Source organism: Actinomadura sp. K4S16 (genome assembly GCF_008327685.1).
Taxonomy (GTDB): domain Bacteria; phylum Actinomycetota; class Actinomycetes; order Streptosporangiales; family Streptosporangiaceae; genus Spirillospora.
In genome coordinates this window covers 198,669-212,155 of sequence record NZ_BDDE01000011.1, presented here as the reverse complement: position 1 = coordinate 212,155, position 13,487 = coordinate 198,669, and the positions used below count along the sequence as shown (strand labels likewise).

At 75.4% G+C, this 13,487-nt stretch carries 15 protein-coding genes; 6 read left to right on the top strand and 9 right to left on the bottom strand.

Going from position 1 to position 13,487, the window contains the following annotated elements; genetic code table 11:
* Positions 1-156 precede the first annotated feature (156 nt).
* The 3 genes from K4S16_RS08145 (at position 157) to K4S16_RS08135 (ending at position 2,287) form a co-directional block, all read left to right on the top strand.
* Positions 157-618, top strand: coding sequence for a universal stress protein (locus K4S16_RS08145; RefSeq protein ID WP_149258250.1), 462 nt, complete (start codon positions 157-159; stop codon positions 616-618).
* A gap of 181 nt (positions 619-799) precedes the next feature.
* Positions 800-1,642 (top strand): PAC2 family protein, encoded by an 843-nt coding sequence (locus K4S16_RS08140; RefSeq protein WP_149258249.1) that lies wholly within the window; start codon positions 800-802, stop codon positions 1,640-1,642.
* A gap of 117 nt (positions 1,643-1,759) precedes the next feature.
* Positions 1,760-2,287 carry a TrmH family RNA methyltransferase gene (locus tag K4S16_RS08135; RefSeq protein ID WP_149258248.1) on the top strand — a complete coding sequence of 176 codons (528 nt, stop codon included), beginning with the start codon at positions 1,760-1,762 and terminating at the stop codon, positions 2,285-2,287.
* Positions 2,288-2,364: 77 nt separating this feature from the next.
* Here the strand turns inward: K4S16_RS08135 and mshC are convergent, their stop codons facing one another.
* From mshC to K4S16_RS08100, 8 genes are all read right to left on the bottom strand, one after another.
* Complete coding sequence (gene mshC / locus K4S16_RS08130) at positions 2,365-3,594, bottom strand: cysteine--1-D-myo-inosityl 2-amino-2-deoxy-alpha-D-glucopyranoside ligase (RefSeq protein WP_149258247.1); 1,230 nt, start codon at positions 3,592-3,594, stop codon at positions 2,365-2,367.
* 79 nt (positions 3,595-3,673) lie between these two features.
* Entirely contained in the window at positions 3,674-4,618 is a 945-nt protein-coding gene (locus K4S16_RS08125; protein WP_149258246.1) for an ABC transporter permease, read from the bottom strand.
* A gap of 5 nt (positions 4,619-4,623) precedes the next feature.
* Positions 4,624-5,592, bottom strand: a complete 969-nt coding sequence (locus K4S16_RS08120) for an ABC transporter permease (protein ID WP_149258245.1) — start codon at positions 5,590-5,592, stop codon at positions 4,624-4,626.
* Positions 5,589-5,738, bottom strand: a complete 150-nt coding sequence (locus K4S16_RS44260; protein WP_160160868.1) for a hypothetical protein — start codon at positions 5,736-5,738, stop codon at positions 5,589-5,591. Before K4S16_RS44260 ends, K4S16_RS08120 begins: the two co-directional genes overlap by 4 nt.
* A gap of 84 nt (positions 5,739-5,822) precedes the next feature.
* The gene (locus K4S16_RS08115; protein ID WP_149258244.1) at positions 5,823-6,587 is read right to left on the bottom strand and encodes an NRDE family protein; all 765 of its coding nucleotides are present in this window, start codon (positions 6,585-6,587) and stop codon (positions 5,823-5,825) included.
* Positions 6,588-6,635: 48 nt separating this feature from the next.
* Complete coding sequence (locus K4S16_RS08110; RefSeq protein WP_149258243.1) at positions 6,636-7,424, bottom strand: SCO1664 family protein; 789 nt, start codon at positions 7,422-7,424, stop codon at positions 6,636-6,638.
* 53 nt (positions 7,425-7,477) lie between these two features.
* Complete coding sequence (locus K4S16_RS08105) at positions 7,478-8,026, bottom strand: DUF3090 domain-containing protein (protein ID WP_149258242.1); 549 nt, start codon at positions 8,024-8,026, stop codon at positions 7,478-7,480.
* A 10-nt stretch (positions 8,027-8,036) separates the two neighbouring features.
* Positions 8,037-8,750 carry an MSMEG_4193 family putative phosphomutase gene (locus K4S16_RS08100; protein ID WP_149258241.1) on the bottom strand — a complete coding sequence of 238 codons (714 nt, stop codon included), beginning with the start codon at positions 8,748-8,750 and terminating at the stop codon, positions 8,037-8,039.
* A 62-nt stretch (positions 8,751-8,812) separates the two neighbouring features.
* Here K4S16_RS08100 and corA point away from each other — a divergent pair, with 62 nt between their 5' ends.
* On the top strand, positions 8,813-9,784 hold the full coding sequence (gene corA / locus K4S16_RS08095) for a magnesium/cobalt transporter CorA (protein ID WP_149258240.1): 972 nt from the start codon (positions 8,813-8,815) through the stop codon (positions 9,782-9,784).
* Here corA and K4S16_RS08090 read toward each other — a convergent pair.
* The gene (locus tag K4S16_RS08090; RefSeq protein ID WP_235036649.1) at positions 9,781-10,401 is read right to left on the bottom strand and encodes a hypothetical protein; all 621 of its coding nucleotides are present in this window, start codon (positions 10,399-10,401) and stop codon (positions 9,781-9,783) included. The genes corA and K4S16_RS08090 overlap by 4 nt on opposite strands.
* 131 nt (positions 10,402-10,532) lie before the next feature.
* Between K4S16_RS08090 and K4S16_RS08085 the strand changes: the two genes are divergently transcribed.
* Entirely contained in the window at positions 10,533-11,492 is a 960-nt protein-coding gene (locus K4S16_RS08085) for an aldo/keto reductase (protein ID WP_149258239.1), read from the top strand.
* Between the two features lie 96 nt (positions 11,493-11,588).
* Entirely contained in the window at positions 11,589-13,487 is a 1,899-nt protein-coding gene (locus K4S16_RS08080; protein WP_235036648.1) for a helix-hairpin-helix domain-containing protein, read from the top strand.

The following is a 13,487-nucleotide window of genomic DNA, read 5'->3' as shown; positions in this document are numbered from 1 at the left end:
GAGAACCACCCTATCCGGGTGATCACCGGACACTCCGGGCCGTCCGCGCTCCAGGCGGGCCCGCGCCTCTTGGACGGGGTGTGCAAAGAGACGGTGACGGATGGGTCACCGGACCGATAGCGTGCCACCAGTGACTACTAACGGGTAAGGAACGGCATGAGCGCGTACCGCATCATCCTCGTCGGCACCGACGGCTCTGACTCCTCGTTCCGCGCGGTCGACAGGGCCGCGCAGCTGGCCGCCGCCACGGGCGCCACCCTCCTGCTCGCCTCCGCCTACAGCCCCATGCCGGAGCGCGAGCGCGCCACCGCCGCCGACCGGCTGGGCGACCTGGCCTACAAGGTGCAGGGGTCCACCCCCGCCGACGACGCGCTGCGCGCCGCGCGGGAGCGGGCCGTCGCCGCCGGCGCCACCGACATCGAGCAGGAGGCCGTCGAGGGCGACGCCGTGGACGTGCTGTCGAAGCTGGCGAAGGAGCGCCCCGTGGACCTCATGGTGATCGGCAACCGGGGCCTCAACAGCCTCGCGGGCCGCATCCTCGGGTCCGTCCCGGCGAACCTGTCCCACCGCGCCCCCTGCGACGTGCTGATCGTGCACACCACCCCCCGCGGCAAGTGACCCGATCGTGACCCGGGTTCCGCCGCGGGCGTACACGGCGGGGTCTGGCCTCCGGAGGGGTGGGGTAGGTCACCGTCAGGACGTAGGCTGACAGCCACCGATCATGAGCGGGGCCCCCGACCCCCGGGAATGACGGCCCCCGTCGGTGACGCTGTACCTGGGCGTCGGAAGGAGGCAGCGCGTGGTCGAACTCGAAAGCGTGCCGGAACTCGTCGATCCGGTGGTCGTGGCCGCCTTTGAGGGGTGGAACGACGCCGGGGAGGCCGCCAGCGGGGTGATCGCGCATCTGGAGTCGACGTGGGAGGCGGTGCCCATCGCCGAGCTCGACCCGGACGACTACTACGACTTCCAGGTCACCCGCCCCATCGTCGAGATGACCGACGGCGAGACCCGCGGCATCACCTGGCCGACGACCCGCGTGTCGTGGGCGCGGCTCCCGAACGGCAAGGACGTCGTGCTGCTGCACGGGATCGAGCCCAACATGCGGTGGCGGTCGTTCTGCCGCGAGCTGGTCGGACTGATGCTGGAGCTCGAGGTCCGCAACGTCGTGCTCCTCGGCGCGCTGCTCGCCGACGCCCCCCACACCCGCCCGGTGCCGGTCACCGGCGCCGCCTCCGAGGCCGGCCTGGTCAACACCCTGAACCTGGAGCCGGCCCGCTACGAGGGGCCGACCGGCATCCTCGGCGTGCTCCAGGACGCCTGCGCCAAGGCCGACCTCGACACCGTCTCCCTGTGGGCGGCCGTCCCGCACTACGTCGCCCAGCCGCCGTCCCCCAAGGCCACCCTCGCCCTGCTGCGCCGCGTCGAGGACCTCCTCGACGTCACCGTCCCGCTCGGCGAGCTGCCCGAGGAGGCCCGCGCCTGGGAGCACGGCGTCAACGAGCTCGCCGAGGAGGACTCGGAGGTCGCCGAGTACGTCCGCACCCTGGAGGAGCAGAAGGACGCCACCGAGCTGCCGGAGGCCAGCGGCGACGCCATCGCCCGCGAGTTCGAGCGCTACCTGCGCCGCCGCGATCCGGGCTGAGGGCCGCGGCGGGGGCTAGACTCGATCACGTCGATTCCCCGTCGATGGCCCGCGCACGCCGCGAAGTGCGCCCGACATGACGTCATCTCCCTCGGAGGGCGGTAGCGCCCGGGGCCGGTGAGCCCCCGCCAGGCGGCGATCCGCGTCCGCCCGCCCCGCGAGCTCCGGCGCCAGCGGCGCCGCCGCTCCCACACCTGCTGGGACCATCTCCTCGTCGCGCCGCTGTGGCCGCTGCACGGCGCCAATCTCGGGACGCTCCTGCGGACCTGCGACGCGGTGGGCGCGTGCATGGCCGTCCCCCGCTTCCCCTGGGTGCCCGAGGCCCTCGCCCGGGGCAACACGCTGCGCCGCCCCGCCTGCGTCCACTGGGTGGGCGACCCGCTCGGCTGGCTGGAGCGGCAGCGGGCGTCCGGGAGCCGGGTCGTCGGCGTCGAGCTGGCCGACGAGGCCGTGCGGCTCGCGGACCTGCCCGCCGCGCGCACCCGGACGGTGGCGGTGCTGGGCCACGAGCAGTCCGGCATCCCCGCCGAGGCGCTCGACCTGCTCGACCTGGCCGTGGAGATCCCCATGGTGGGCGCCGGCAGCAGCCTGAACGTCGCGGTGGCCGGCTCGCTGGTGCTGTACAGGCTCGCGGGCCTGCTGTGACGCGCGGGGCTCACCGGCCGCGCCGTGCCGGGATCGGCAGGGACCGCCGCGGCCGAGGGCCGGGCGGGCCCGGCCGGTCAGAGATCGACGCCGAGGAGGGCGTCGACGACGGCGGCGGCCTGGGCCGGCGCGGCCTCGTCGGCGCCGTCGGCGGCCGCCCAGGCGTCGACGGCCGCCAGCGCGGCCGGCGCGTCGAGGTCGTCGGCCAGGCTCTCGCGGACCGCGGCGGCCAGCGGGGCGGCGGGCGGACCGGACGGGCGCGCCGCCGCGGCCCGCCAGCGGCCGAGGCGCGCCGCCGCCTTGTCGAGCTCGGCCGGCGTCCACTCCCAGTCCGAGCGGTAGTGGTGGGCCAGCAGCGCCAGCCGGATCGCCATCGGGTCGGCGCCGGACCGCCGGAGCTTCGAGACGAACACGAGGTTGCCGCGCGACTTGGACATCTTCTCGCCGTCCAGGCCGACCATGCCGGCGTGCACGTAGGCGCGGGCGTGGGGACGCTCCCCCGTGGCGACCTGCGCGTGCGAGGCGCCCATCTCGTGGTGCGGGAACGCCAGGTCCGAGCCGCCGCCCTCCACGTCGAACCCCATGCCGAGGTACTCGATGGAGATCGCCGAGCACTCCACGTGCCAGCCGGGGCGGCCCTCCCCGAACGGCGAGTCCCAGCCGGGCTCGCCAGGCCGCCGCGCCATCCACAGCAGCGCGTCGAGCGGGTCGCGCTTGCCGGGCCGGCCGGGGTCGCCGCCGCGCTCGGCGAACAGCGGGCCCATCTCCTCCCGCGTGAGCCGGCTGACCTGCCCGAAGGCCGGGTCGGAGGCGATCGGGAAGTAGACGTCGCCGGCCACCTCGTAGGCGGCGTCCCGGCCGCGCAGCTTCTCGATCATCTCGATGATCATAGGGATCGCCTCGACCGCGCCGATGTACCGGTCGGGCGGCAGCACGCGCAGCGCGGTCATGTCGTCGCGGAAGAGCTGGATCTCCCGGTCGGCCAGATCGCGCCAGTCCTCGCCCGTCTGCCGGGCACGTTCCAGAAGGGGGTCGTCGACGTCGGTGGCGTTCTGGACGTAGCAGACCTGATGGCCGAGATCCCGCCACACCCGGTTGACCAGGTCGAAGGCCAGGTACGTGTTGGCATGGCCCAGATGCGTCGCGTCGTACGGGGTGATCCCGCACACGTACATCCGGGCGGTGTCGCCGGGCGAGGTGGGGCGCGTCGTCCCCGTCCCGGTGTCGTGCAGGCTCAGAGGCCGGGTCGCGGCGGGCAGTCCCGCATCGGACAGGCGGGGGACTTCGGAGGCGGGCCACGATCGCATACGGAAAGCTTATCCATGCGCACTTCGCGGCATGAATCCGAGATCGCGGCATCCGACCGGACGGCCCGCCCGGCGCCCCTCAGCCCAGCCGGACGCGCGGGTCCAGCACCGAGTAGCCGATGTCGACCAGCAGGTTCGCGGCGACCACGGACGACGTCACCAGCAGCGTCACCCCGATGATGACCGGGGTGTCGCCGAGCGCGATGGACTGGTAGACGAGCTGGCCCACCCCCTGCAGCCCGAACACCTTCTCGGTGACGACCGTGGAGCCGATCAGGGCGCCGAGGTCGATGCCGAGCTGGGTGACGACCGGGGTCAGCGCCGTGCGCAGCCCGTGCCGGCCGACGACGCGGCGCTCCGGCAGGCCCTTGGCCCGCGCCGTGCGGACGTAGTCCTCGCCGAGCACGTCCAGCATCGCCCCGCGGGTGAGGCGCGTGTAGGTGGCGATCATGAGGAACGCCAGCGCGATCCACGGCAGGACCATCCGCCGCAGGAAGTGCTCCTGCAGGGGCGGCCCGGCCTCGAAGAGGTGGACGGCGCCCCGGCCGAACCCGGCGGAGGCCACCTGCAGCAGCACGAGCGCCATCACGAACGGCGGGGTGGACAGGCCGACCAGCACGAGCACGGTCGCGGCCCGGTCCCACAGGCCGCGCGCCCGCACCGCGCTGAGGACGCCGAGCAGGACGCCGCCGGCGAACCACAGGATCGCGGCGCCCGCCACCAGGAGCAGCGTCGTGGGGAGGCGCTCGCCGATCAGGGTGGTGACCGGCATGCCGTTGATGTAGGAGTCGCCGAGGTCCCCGCGCAGCAGCCGCGCGGCGAACCGCCAGTACTGGACGAGGACGGGGCGGTCCAGCCCGAGGTTGCGGCGGATCTGGCCGAGGGTGTCCGCGGTGGCGCGCGGCCCGCCGATGACGCGCTCCACCGGGACGGGCGAGACGTGCAGGAAGACGAACACCAGGGTGGCCACCAGCCACAGCACCACGACCGCGTACAGCAGCCGGCGGAGGACGAACCGCGCCACGCGCCTCACCGCCCCCCGGGGACGCGGTCGCCGCGCGGGTCGAACGCGTCGCGGACGCCCTCGCCGAGCACGTTGAACGCCAGCGTGGTCAGCAGCAGCAGGACGCCCGGGACGGCGAGCAGCCACCAGGCGGTCTGGAACACGTCGCCTCCCTCACCGAGCATCGACCCCCAGCTCGGCATCGGCGGGCGCACCCCGACGCCGAGGAACGACAGCGTCGCCTCGAAGACGATCGAGGCCGGGATCAGCAGCGAGGTCAGCACGGTGATCTGCGCGGACAGGTTCGGCAGGATCTCGCCGAACATGATCCGGACGTCGGAGGCGCCGAGGGCGCGGGCCGCCTCGATGAACTCCCGCCTCCGGATCATGATCACCTGGCCGCGGATCACCCGGGCGACCGCCGCGAACGAGAAGAACGCGATCATCAGGATCGTCATGGTCAGGCCGGCGGCGACCGAGCCGATCTGGAACGTGGTGGCCAGCATGATGGCCACCAGCAGGTACGGCAGGGCGAGCAGCATGTCCATGAGCCGGGCGAGCACGCCGTCGACGAGGCCGCCCGCGAACCCGGCGAGGGTCCCCACCGCGGTCCCGGCGGCGGACGCGAGCAGGGCCGACAGGATGCCGACGGCCAGCGAGATCCGCGCGCCGTAGGCGGCGCGGACGAGGACGTCGCGGCCGAGCTGGTCGGCGCCGAGGGGGAAGCGGCCGCCCGGTCCGCGCGGCTGCCCTCCGGCGTCCAGCCCGGTCTCCGGGAAGGTCGCGTCGTAGGGGTGGCCGGTCAGGTGCGCCCACAGCGGCGCCAGCGCGGCGAACGCCAGGATCAGCGCCAGGACGGCGAGCGCCGCGACCGCGAACCGGTCGCGGCGGAACCGGGCCCACGCGAGCTGGCACGGGGTGCGGCCCGCCACGGGCCGGGCCCCGTCCGGCGCCGTCCTGCGCCGGCGGGTCTCCACCTCGGCGCAACTGCTCATCGCGCCGCCGCCGCGGCCGCCGCCCGCCCGGGCACGCGGGCCCGGTACCCGGTCGTGGGCGCCGCGCGCCGCGCCACCGCCGCCATCCGCACTCCCCGTCCGCCGATGACCCTGCGCGGGCGGCCCCGCTCCGACGAAGATCGCATCAGGTAGTCAAACTAGCACCGAGCGTCACGTCCCGCAGGCGGAGCCGGCAAGAGGTCCGGGGCCGCGGTCCCGGCCGCCGCCCCTCAGCGGACGCGGGTCCAGGCCCGCCCGTCCCCCGGGGTGGCGGAGAAGTCGTACCGGACGCCGGTCCGGCCCAGCGCGACGAGGCTGACGGAGGTGGTGCCCCACACCCGGCCGTCGCCCAGGTCGAGCAGGGGGAGCAGGGCGCGGTGGTCGGCGCGGGGCAGCCCGGCGCCGTTCACCAGCGGCAGCCACGCGCCCCAGGCCCGCTCCACGGGGTCCCCGGGGCTCGGCTCGGGGCGCGGCGCGGCGGCCAGGAGCGGCCGGAAGTGCGCGAGCCGCGCGGCCATGTAGGCGTCCTCGGTCTCGCCCTCGAGCTGGCCCTCACCCTCCAGCCCGCTGTTGACGATCATGTGCAGGCCGGGGCCGAGGTCCCGCTCGGTGAGGGCCGCGCCGTCCCAGCTCCACAGCCGGACCCGGTCGGGTTCGGCGCCGACGAGATGGAACGGGTCGAAGGCGGCGAGGTCGGGCAGGCCGAGCTTGCCGTCGGCGGCGACCCGCAGCGGCAGTTCGCCGCGCGAGACGCGGCCCGCCTCGGGCGCCGCCCGGCCGCGGCCGTTCAGCACGACGGCGACCCGCGGGGCGCCGGGGTCCACCGCCAGCCAGGTACCGCCCGCGCGCAGGTCGCGGCCGCCGAGGAGGCCTGGGCGGTCCGGCCAGTGCCGGCCGGGCGGCTCCCAGGCGCGGGCGACGAACTCGTCGCGCACGCCCGCGAGGAGCACCGGGACGGGGGAGGCGGGGTCGACACTGATGATCGCCGTGCACATGCCCTAATTGGAGCATTTCCCGGAAATGCCGCACCCGGCGGGGCCGACCTACAGCGGCGGCCAGGGGATGGCGGGCCAGTCCTCGGGCGGGTAGGGGTGGATGCGGTGCTTGAGCATCAGCTCGACGCGGCGCCGGGTGGCGTCGACCTCCTCGGCCGTGAGCAGCTCGGCCAGCCGCGCGCCGAGGGCGCCGCGCAGCTCGGCGTGGACCCGGCCGAGCGCGTCGACGGCCTCGGCGGTGAGGGGCTTGCCGCGCCACTGCCACAGGACGGTGCGGAGCTTGTACTCGGTGGAGAAGCAGACGCCGTGGTCGCAGCCGTACACGTGGCCGTCGCCGGGCGGCAGCAGATGGCCGATCTTGCGGTCGGCGTTGTTGACGACGGCGTCGAAGACCGCCATCCGGCGGACGGCCTCGTCGTCGGAGCGGGACAGCGCGACGAGGTCGATGTCGGGGTCGGGCTCCACCCACAGCTGCACCATGCCGGGCCCGTACGGGCCGTCGCGGTGGACGGTGGGCGGGACGGTGTTCCAGCCCATGGCCTTGGAGACCTCGTAGGCGGCGACCTCCCGCTCGGCGAGCGTGCCGTCGGGGAAGTCCCACAGGGGCCGCTCCCCCGCGACCGGCTTGTAGACGCAGTTGGCCGTCGCCCCGTCGTGCTCGATCGAGCAGTAGAGGGTGGCGTTCGAAGCCTGGACGAGCCGGCCCTCCACGGCGATGCGCCCGGCCGACAGCAGCCGCTCGGCGGCGTCCGCGTCGCGCGGCGGGACCGGGCGCCCGGCCCCGGCCCGTCCGCCTGCGTCGCCGGCGGGCGCCCGCCCGCGCGAGGACTGCGTCATGCGCTCATTCTCCCGGCCACGTCGTCCATGATCCAGCACAGCGGGGTGTCATCTCAGCCGAGGTACCCGTTCTGGCGGGGGCACACGTGCCCCTCGCTGTCGAGCGGCAGGCCGCACAGCGGGCACGGCGGCCGCCCGGCCGCCACCACCTGCAGGGCGCGCTCGGCGAACGCGCGGGCCTGCGCCGCGCTGATCCGCACCCGGAGCACCGCGACGGCCGGGTCGTCCTCGCCGACCTCCGGCTCCTCGTCGGACTCGGTGACCTCCTGGGCCTCGATCACCACCTGCTCGTCCTCGGGGTCCCAGGCCAGCGCCATCGTGCCGACCTTGAACTCCTCCTCGACGGGCTGGTCGAGGGGGCCGTCGTCCTTGAGCTCGGACGGGGCGACCGCGGGCACGGCCGCCTCCCCGCCGCTGCGCCGCAGGACCTCGTCCAGCAGCTCCTCGAGCCGCTCGGCCAGCAGCGTCACCTGGAACTTCTCCAGTCCGACGCTGGTGACGCGGCGGCCCGAGCGCGCCTGCAGGTAGAAGGCGCGGTCGCCGGGGCGCCCGACGGCGCCGGCGACGAAGCGCTCCGGCGGGTCGTAGGAGATGACGGGCATGCCAATGACCCTACGCGCCGCCGCCGACGACCGCGTCACTCGACCCGAGTCCGGCTTTCCCGGAACGTTCCTCCGGCGGTTCCGGGACCAGGCCGGCGACGTCGCCTCCGGTGTCGTTGAGCCGCACGACGAACGGGCGCGTCTCGGTGTACCGGATCACGGTGAGCGAGGCCGGGTCGGCCTGGATGCGCTGGAACTGGTCCAGGTGGAGGCCGAGGGCGTCGGCGACCACGGACTTGATGATGTCGCCGTGGCTGCACACCGCGTAGAGCGCGTCCGGCCCGTGCGCGGCGGCGATCCGCTCGTTCCAGTCGCGGACGGCGGCGACGGCGCGGTGCTGCGCGTCCGCCAGCGCCTCCCCCGCCTCGCCGGGGAACCGGGCGGCGCTCGGGTGCGCCTGCACGACGCGCCAGAGCGGCTCCTCCGCCAGCTCCTTGAGGGGGCGCCCCGTCCAGTCGCCGTAGCGGACCTCGCCGAACCGCTCGTCGGTCTCGATCTTCCCGGCGGGCTCGGCCCGCGCCGCGACGATGGCCTCCGCGGTCTCGGCGCAGCGTTCGAGGGGGCTGGACACGACGGCGGCGAGCGGCAGCGGCGCCAGGCGGGCGGCGAGCGCGGCCGCCTGCGCGCGGCCGCGCTCGTCCAGGCGCACGCCGGGCGTCCATCCGGCCAGCACGGGGCCGGTCATCGCGGTCAGGCCATGCCGAACCAGGAGAAGCGTCGTCACACCGGCCACTCTAGGAGATCACCGGAACGCCCCGACGCCCCGGATGCGCGACAATGCGTGGCGTGATCGTCGACAAGGCCATCTACGCCGGCGGCAAGCGCCGCGACATCGAGGGCGACATCAGCGACGCGTTCGACCTCGCCCGGGAGGACGGCGACTGCTTCTTGTGGATCGGCCTCTTCGAACCCGACGAGGACGAGTTCGAGCTGGTCAAGGACGAGCTGAACCTGCACCCCCTGGCGGCCGAGGACGCGGTGTCCGCGCACCAGCGGCCCAAGATGGAGCGCTACGACGACACGCTGTTCGTGGTGCTGAAGACCCTCGCCTACATCGACAAGACCTCCGACATCGAGGTCGGCGAGATCATGGTCTTCCTCGGCCGGGACTTCGTGGTGACCGTCCGGCACGGCGCCGGCAACCCGCTCGGGCCGGTCCGCAAGCGGCTGGAGGAGAGCCCGGAGCTGCTCGGGCACGGCGCCACCGCGGTCCTGTACGCGGTGTGCGACGAGGTCGTCGACCGGTACGGCGTCGTCGCCCACGAGGTCGAGGTCGACATCATCGGGCTGGAACGGGCCGTGTTCGACCCGAACGCCCGGGACGTCACCGCCGACATCTACTCGCTCAAGCGGGAGGTGCTGGAGTTCCGCAGCGCCGAGGACCCGCTCGTGCCCGTCCTCCAGGAGATCGTGAAGGGCCGCGTCGCCGAGTGCGGCTCCACCCGCGAGTACTTCCGCGACGTCCTGGACCACCTGCTGCGCGTCGACGGGCAGGTCGACTCCCACAACGAACTGCTCAACAGCGTGCTGACCGCGCACCTGGCGCTGCTCGGCAAGCGGCAGAACGAGGACATGCGGAAGATCTCCGCGTGGGCCGCGATCATCGCCGTGCCCACCGCGATCGCCGGGATCTACGGCATGAACTTCGACCACATGCCCGAGCTGCACTGGACGATCGGCTACCCGCTCGTCATCGCGGTCATGGCCGTCGTGTGCGTGCTGCTGTTCCGCCGACTGCGCAAGAGCGGCTGGCTCTAGCCGTCCATGACGTGGGGCGACGGCGGCGCGGCGAGCAGCACCGCCCACAGGTGCGACTCGGCGCCCCGCGCCTCCAGGCGCCGGCGCATCCGCTCCACGCCGGAGCGCGTGGGCAGCGCCAGCCACACCAGCAGCGGGTAGCCGAGGACGAACCCGACGACGAAGACGAGCTCGCTGTGGGCCACCATCGCCAGCGGCAGACCGAGCAGGATCACGCCCTCGGCCAGCGCGAACCGCAGCAGGACCGCCTGCCGGAACATCATCAGCGCGGTCAGCGCCGCCGCGCCCGGCTCGGCGCCCGGCTCCATCGGGCGCGGCGCGCGGGGTCCGGCGAGCAGGGCCAGCAGCGCGGCCGCCGCGAGCGGGAGGTGGATCCACGGCGGTGCGTCGCGGCGGCCGTCCTCGACGATCAGCGGCATGATCGCCAGGATCAGCACGGGGGCGGCCAGCAGCGCCAGCATCATCAGGCGCATCCGGCCGAGCTCGGTGCCGGCGCGCAGCGAGGCGAGGTAGCCGGGGTCGTCGCCGGGGCCGGCGCCGAACACCGGCGCCACGCTCGGCCCGCCATCGCCCTCCGGCGTCTTCGGCGAGTACATCGAGAACGGGGGTGGCGCCATGGCTGCGAACTCTAGCCCGGCGGGAGCCGGCCGCAATAGATCTCACCAGGATCTTCACGCCGCGGGCGCGTCCCGCCGGAGCCGCCGCTCGCTTTCCGCGCGGCCTGCGCGGACCGCTAGATTGACCGCCTATGAAGGAGCGTCACCTCGGGCGGAGCGGGCTGCTGGTGTCCCGGCTGGGCCTCGGCACCATGACCTGGGGCCAGGACACCGACCCGAACGAGGCGGCGGCCCAGCTCACCGCGTTCGTGGAGGCGGGGGGGACCCTGGTCGACACCGCCGACGTCTACAGCGACGGCGACAGCGAGCGCATCCTCGGCCACCTGCTGCGCGAGCTGGTCGACCGCGACGACCTCGTCGTCGCGACCAAGGCCGCCATCCGGCCGAACGGGCGCTACGACGGATCCCGCAGGCACCTGCTGCGCGCGCTCGACGCCTCCCTCGACCGCATGGACCTGGACCACGTCGACCTGTGGCAGCTGAACGTCTACGACCCGGCCACGCCCCTGGAGGAGACGCTGTCGGCGCTGGACGAGGCGGTCGCGTCCGGCAGGGCCCGCTACGTCGGGGTCTCCAACTACGCCGGCTGGCAGGTCGCCAAGGCCGCCGCCTGGCAGCGCGCATGGCCGGGCCGCGCGCCCATCGTGTCCGCGCAGCTGGAGTACTCGCTGCTGAGCCGCGACATCGAGCGGGAGGTCGTGCCCGCCGCCCTGGACGCCGGGGCGGGCCTGCTGCCGTGGTCCCCGCTCGGCCGGGGCGTCCTCACCGGCAAGTACCGCACGGGCATCCCCGCCGGGTCGCGCGCCGCCGCCCCGCACTTCGCCGAGTTCGTCCAGCCGTACCTGGACGAGGAGTGCGCCCGCATCGTGGAGTCGGTGGTGACCGCCGCCGAGGGCCTCGGGTGCTCCCCGCTCGCCGTGGCGCTGGCGTGGGTCCGCGACCGGGAGGGCGTCGCGGCGCCGATCGTCGGCGCCCGGACCGCCGCGCAGCTCCGCGCGATCCTGGAGAGCGAGGAGGTCACGCTGCCGAACGAGATCCGCGGCGCGCTCGACGACGTCTCCGACGTCTCGGACACGACCTCCCACCCGTGACGCGTCCGTGCGCGATTCATCCGTGAAGCCCGGGGCCGTCCGTGGCACGCTCTGGACGGTCCACCGCCAACCGCGATCAGCCGTGACGGGAAGCCCGTGACCGACACCCCTGACCAGACGCCCTCCCCCGCCGAGCGCAAGGCCCGCGCCGAGGCCGCCATCCGCGCCGCCGAGGCCGCCGCCGGAGCGCTCGTCGAGAGAGACGCCCCCGACTCCGCGCCCGCACCCGCGCCGGCGCCCGAGCCCGGACGCACCCCGGAGGAGGGCCTGCGCGCCCTCGCCGAGCTGTTCGCCGAGACGGGCGTGCCCGCGGCCCTCGCCGCCCGGGCCGCGGCGCGGCTCGGACCGGGCGCCGCCGGGCGGCTGCGCGACGACCCGTGGCGGCTGCTGAGCGTCCCCGGCGTCCGCCCCGGTCAGGCCGACCACTTCGCCCGCGCCGTCCTCGGCGACGGCGCCCGCCCCGACGACCCCCGCCGCGGCGGCGCCCTCGTCCTGCACCTGCTGACGGAGGCGGCGCGCCAGGGCCACACGGTCACGCCCGCCGCCGACGTGCTGTCCGCGCTGGAGCGCCTGCGCTTCCCCGACCCCCGGCGCGCCGTCGAGGCGGCGCTGGACGAGGCGGAGGTGCTGTCGCTCACCGAGGAGCCCGAGTTCGACGAGGAGGCGTTCGAGGAGGACGCCGAGCCGCCGGAGCCGGAGGAGACGCTCGGCCCGGCGCGGTGGGCGCTCGCCGAGGAGGCGGCGGCCGAGGGCTTCCAGCGCCTGACGCTCACCGCGGCGCCGCTGCTGGACGACGCGGCCCTGAAGGGCCTGCGCGACGGGCTCCCCGAAGACCGCTCCCTCGCCCTCACCGCCGCGCTGCGCACCGGCGTGAGCATCCTGCGCGGCGCGCCGGACGGCCTCGCCCGCACGGTCGCCGCGATCGCCTCCGCCGCCGCGTCGCAGGGCGTCCGGACCGCGGTGGCGGCGCCCACCGACCGTGCCGCCGCCGATCTCGCCGCCGCCCTTCCCGGCGGGGCCGCGGAGGGCGTCGAGGTCACCAGCCTGCACCGGCTGCTGGAGCCGCGGGAGGACCCGTCGGCCGCGCCCGGGGCCGTCGTCTACGGGCGCGGCGAGCAGCGGCCCTTCGAGCTCGACCTGGTCATCGTGGCGGACGGCGCGGCGCTCGACGTCGAGCTGTGCGCGGTGCTGACCGAGGCGTGCCCGGACGGCGCCCACCTCGTGCTGTGCTGCGAGCCGGGCGCCGCGCCGCCCGCCGGGCCCGGCCGGCCGCTGGACGACCTGGAGGCGTCGGAGACCGTGCCCGTGGTGGAGCTGGACGCCGAGCCGCCGTCCGGCCCCGTCGGCGAGCTGACCGAGGCGGTGCGCGGCGGCGAGCTGGCCGCCGTGGACGCCCCCGGCCGCGAGGTCGTGATCGTGCCCGCCGAGGGCGCCGGGGAGGCGGTGCACCGGGCCGTCCAGCTCGTCACCGACTCGATCCCGCGCGCGCTCGGCATCCCCGTCGAGGACGTCCAGGTCGTCGCCCCGGCGGCGGGCGGGGACGCGGGCGCCGGCGCCCTCAACACCGCGCTCAAGGCCCGCCTGAACCCCGGCCCCGGCGCGTTCGGCGGCATGGACCCCGGCGACCGCGTGGTCGTCGCCGCGCCCCTCCCGCAGGCCCCGCTCGGCGAGACGGGCGTGGTGACCGGCGGCGGCCCGCACGGACTGGAGGTCGACTTCCCGGGCGGCGCCGCGGTCGTCGCCCCGGCGGACGCGTCCCGGCTGCGGCACGGCTGGGCGGTGCCGGTGGCGCTCGCGCGCGGGACCCGGCGTCCCGGCGTGGTCGCGGTGCTGGCGGCGGACGGCCTGTCGCGGCCGCTGGTGGCCACCGCGTTCGGCCTCGCGCGCCGCCACCTGTCCGTCGTGCAGGCGGCCGGACCCGCGCTGGCCAGGGCCGTCCGCGAGGACGGGGCCCCGGCGCGGCGCACCAGGCTCGCTCGGCTGGTGGCCCAGTGA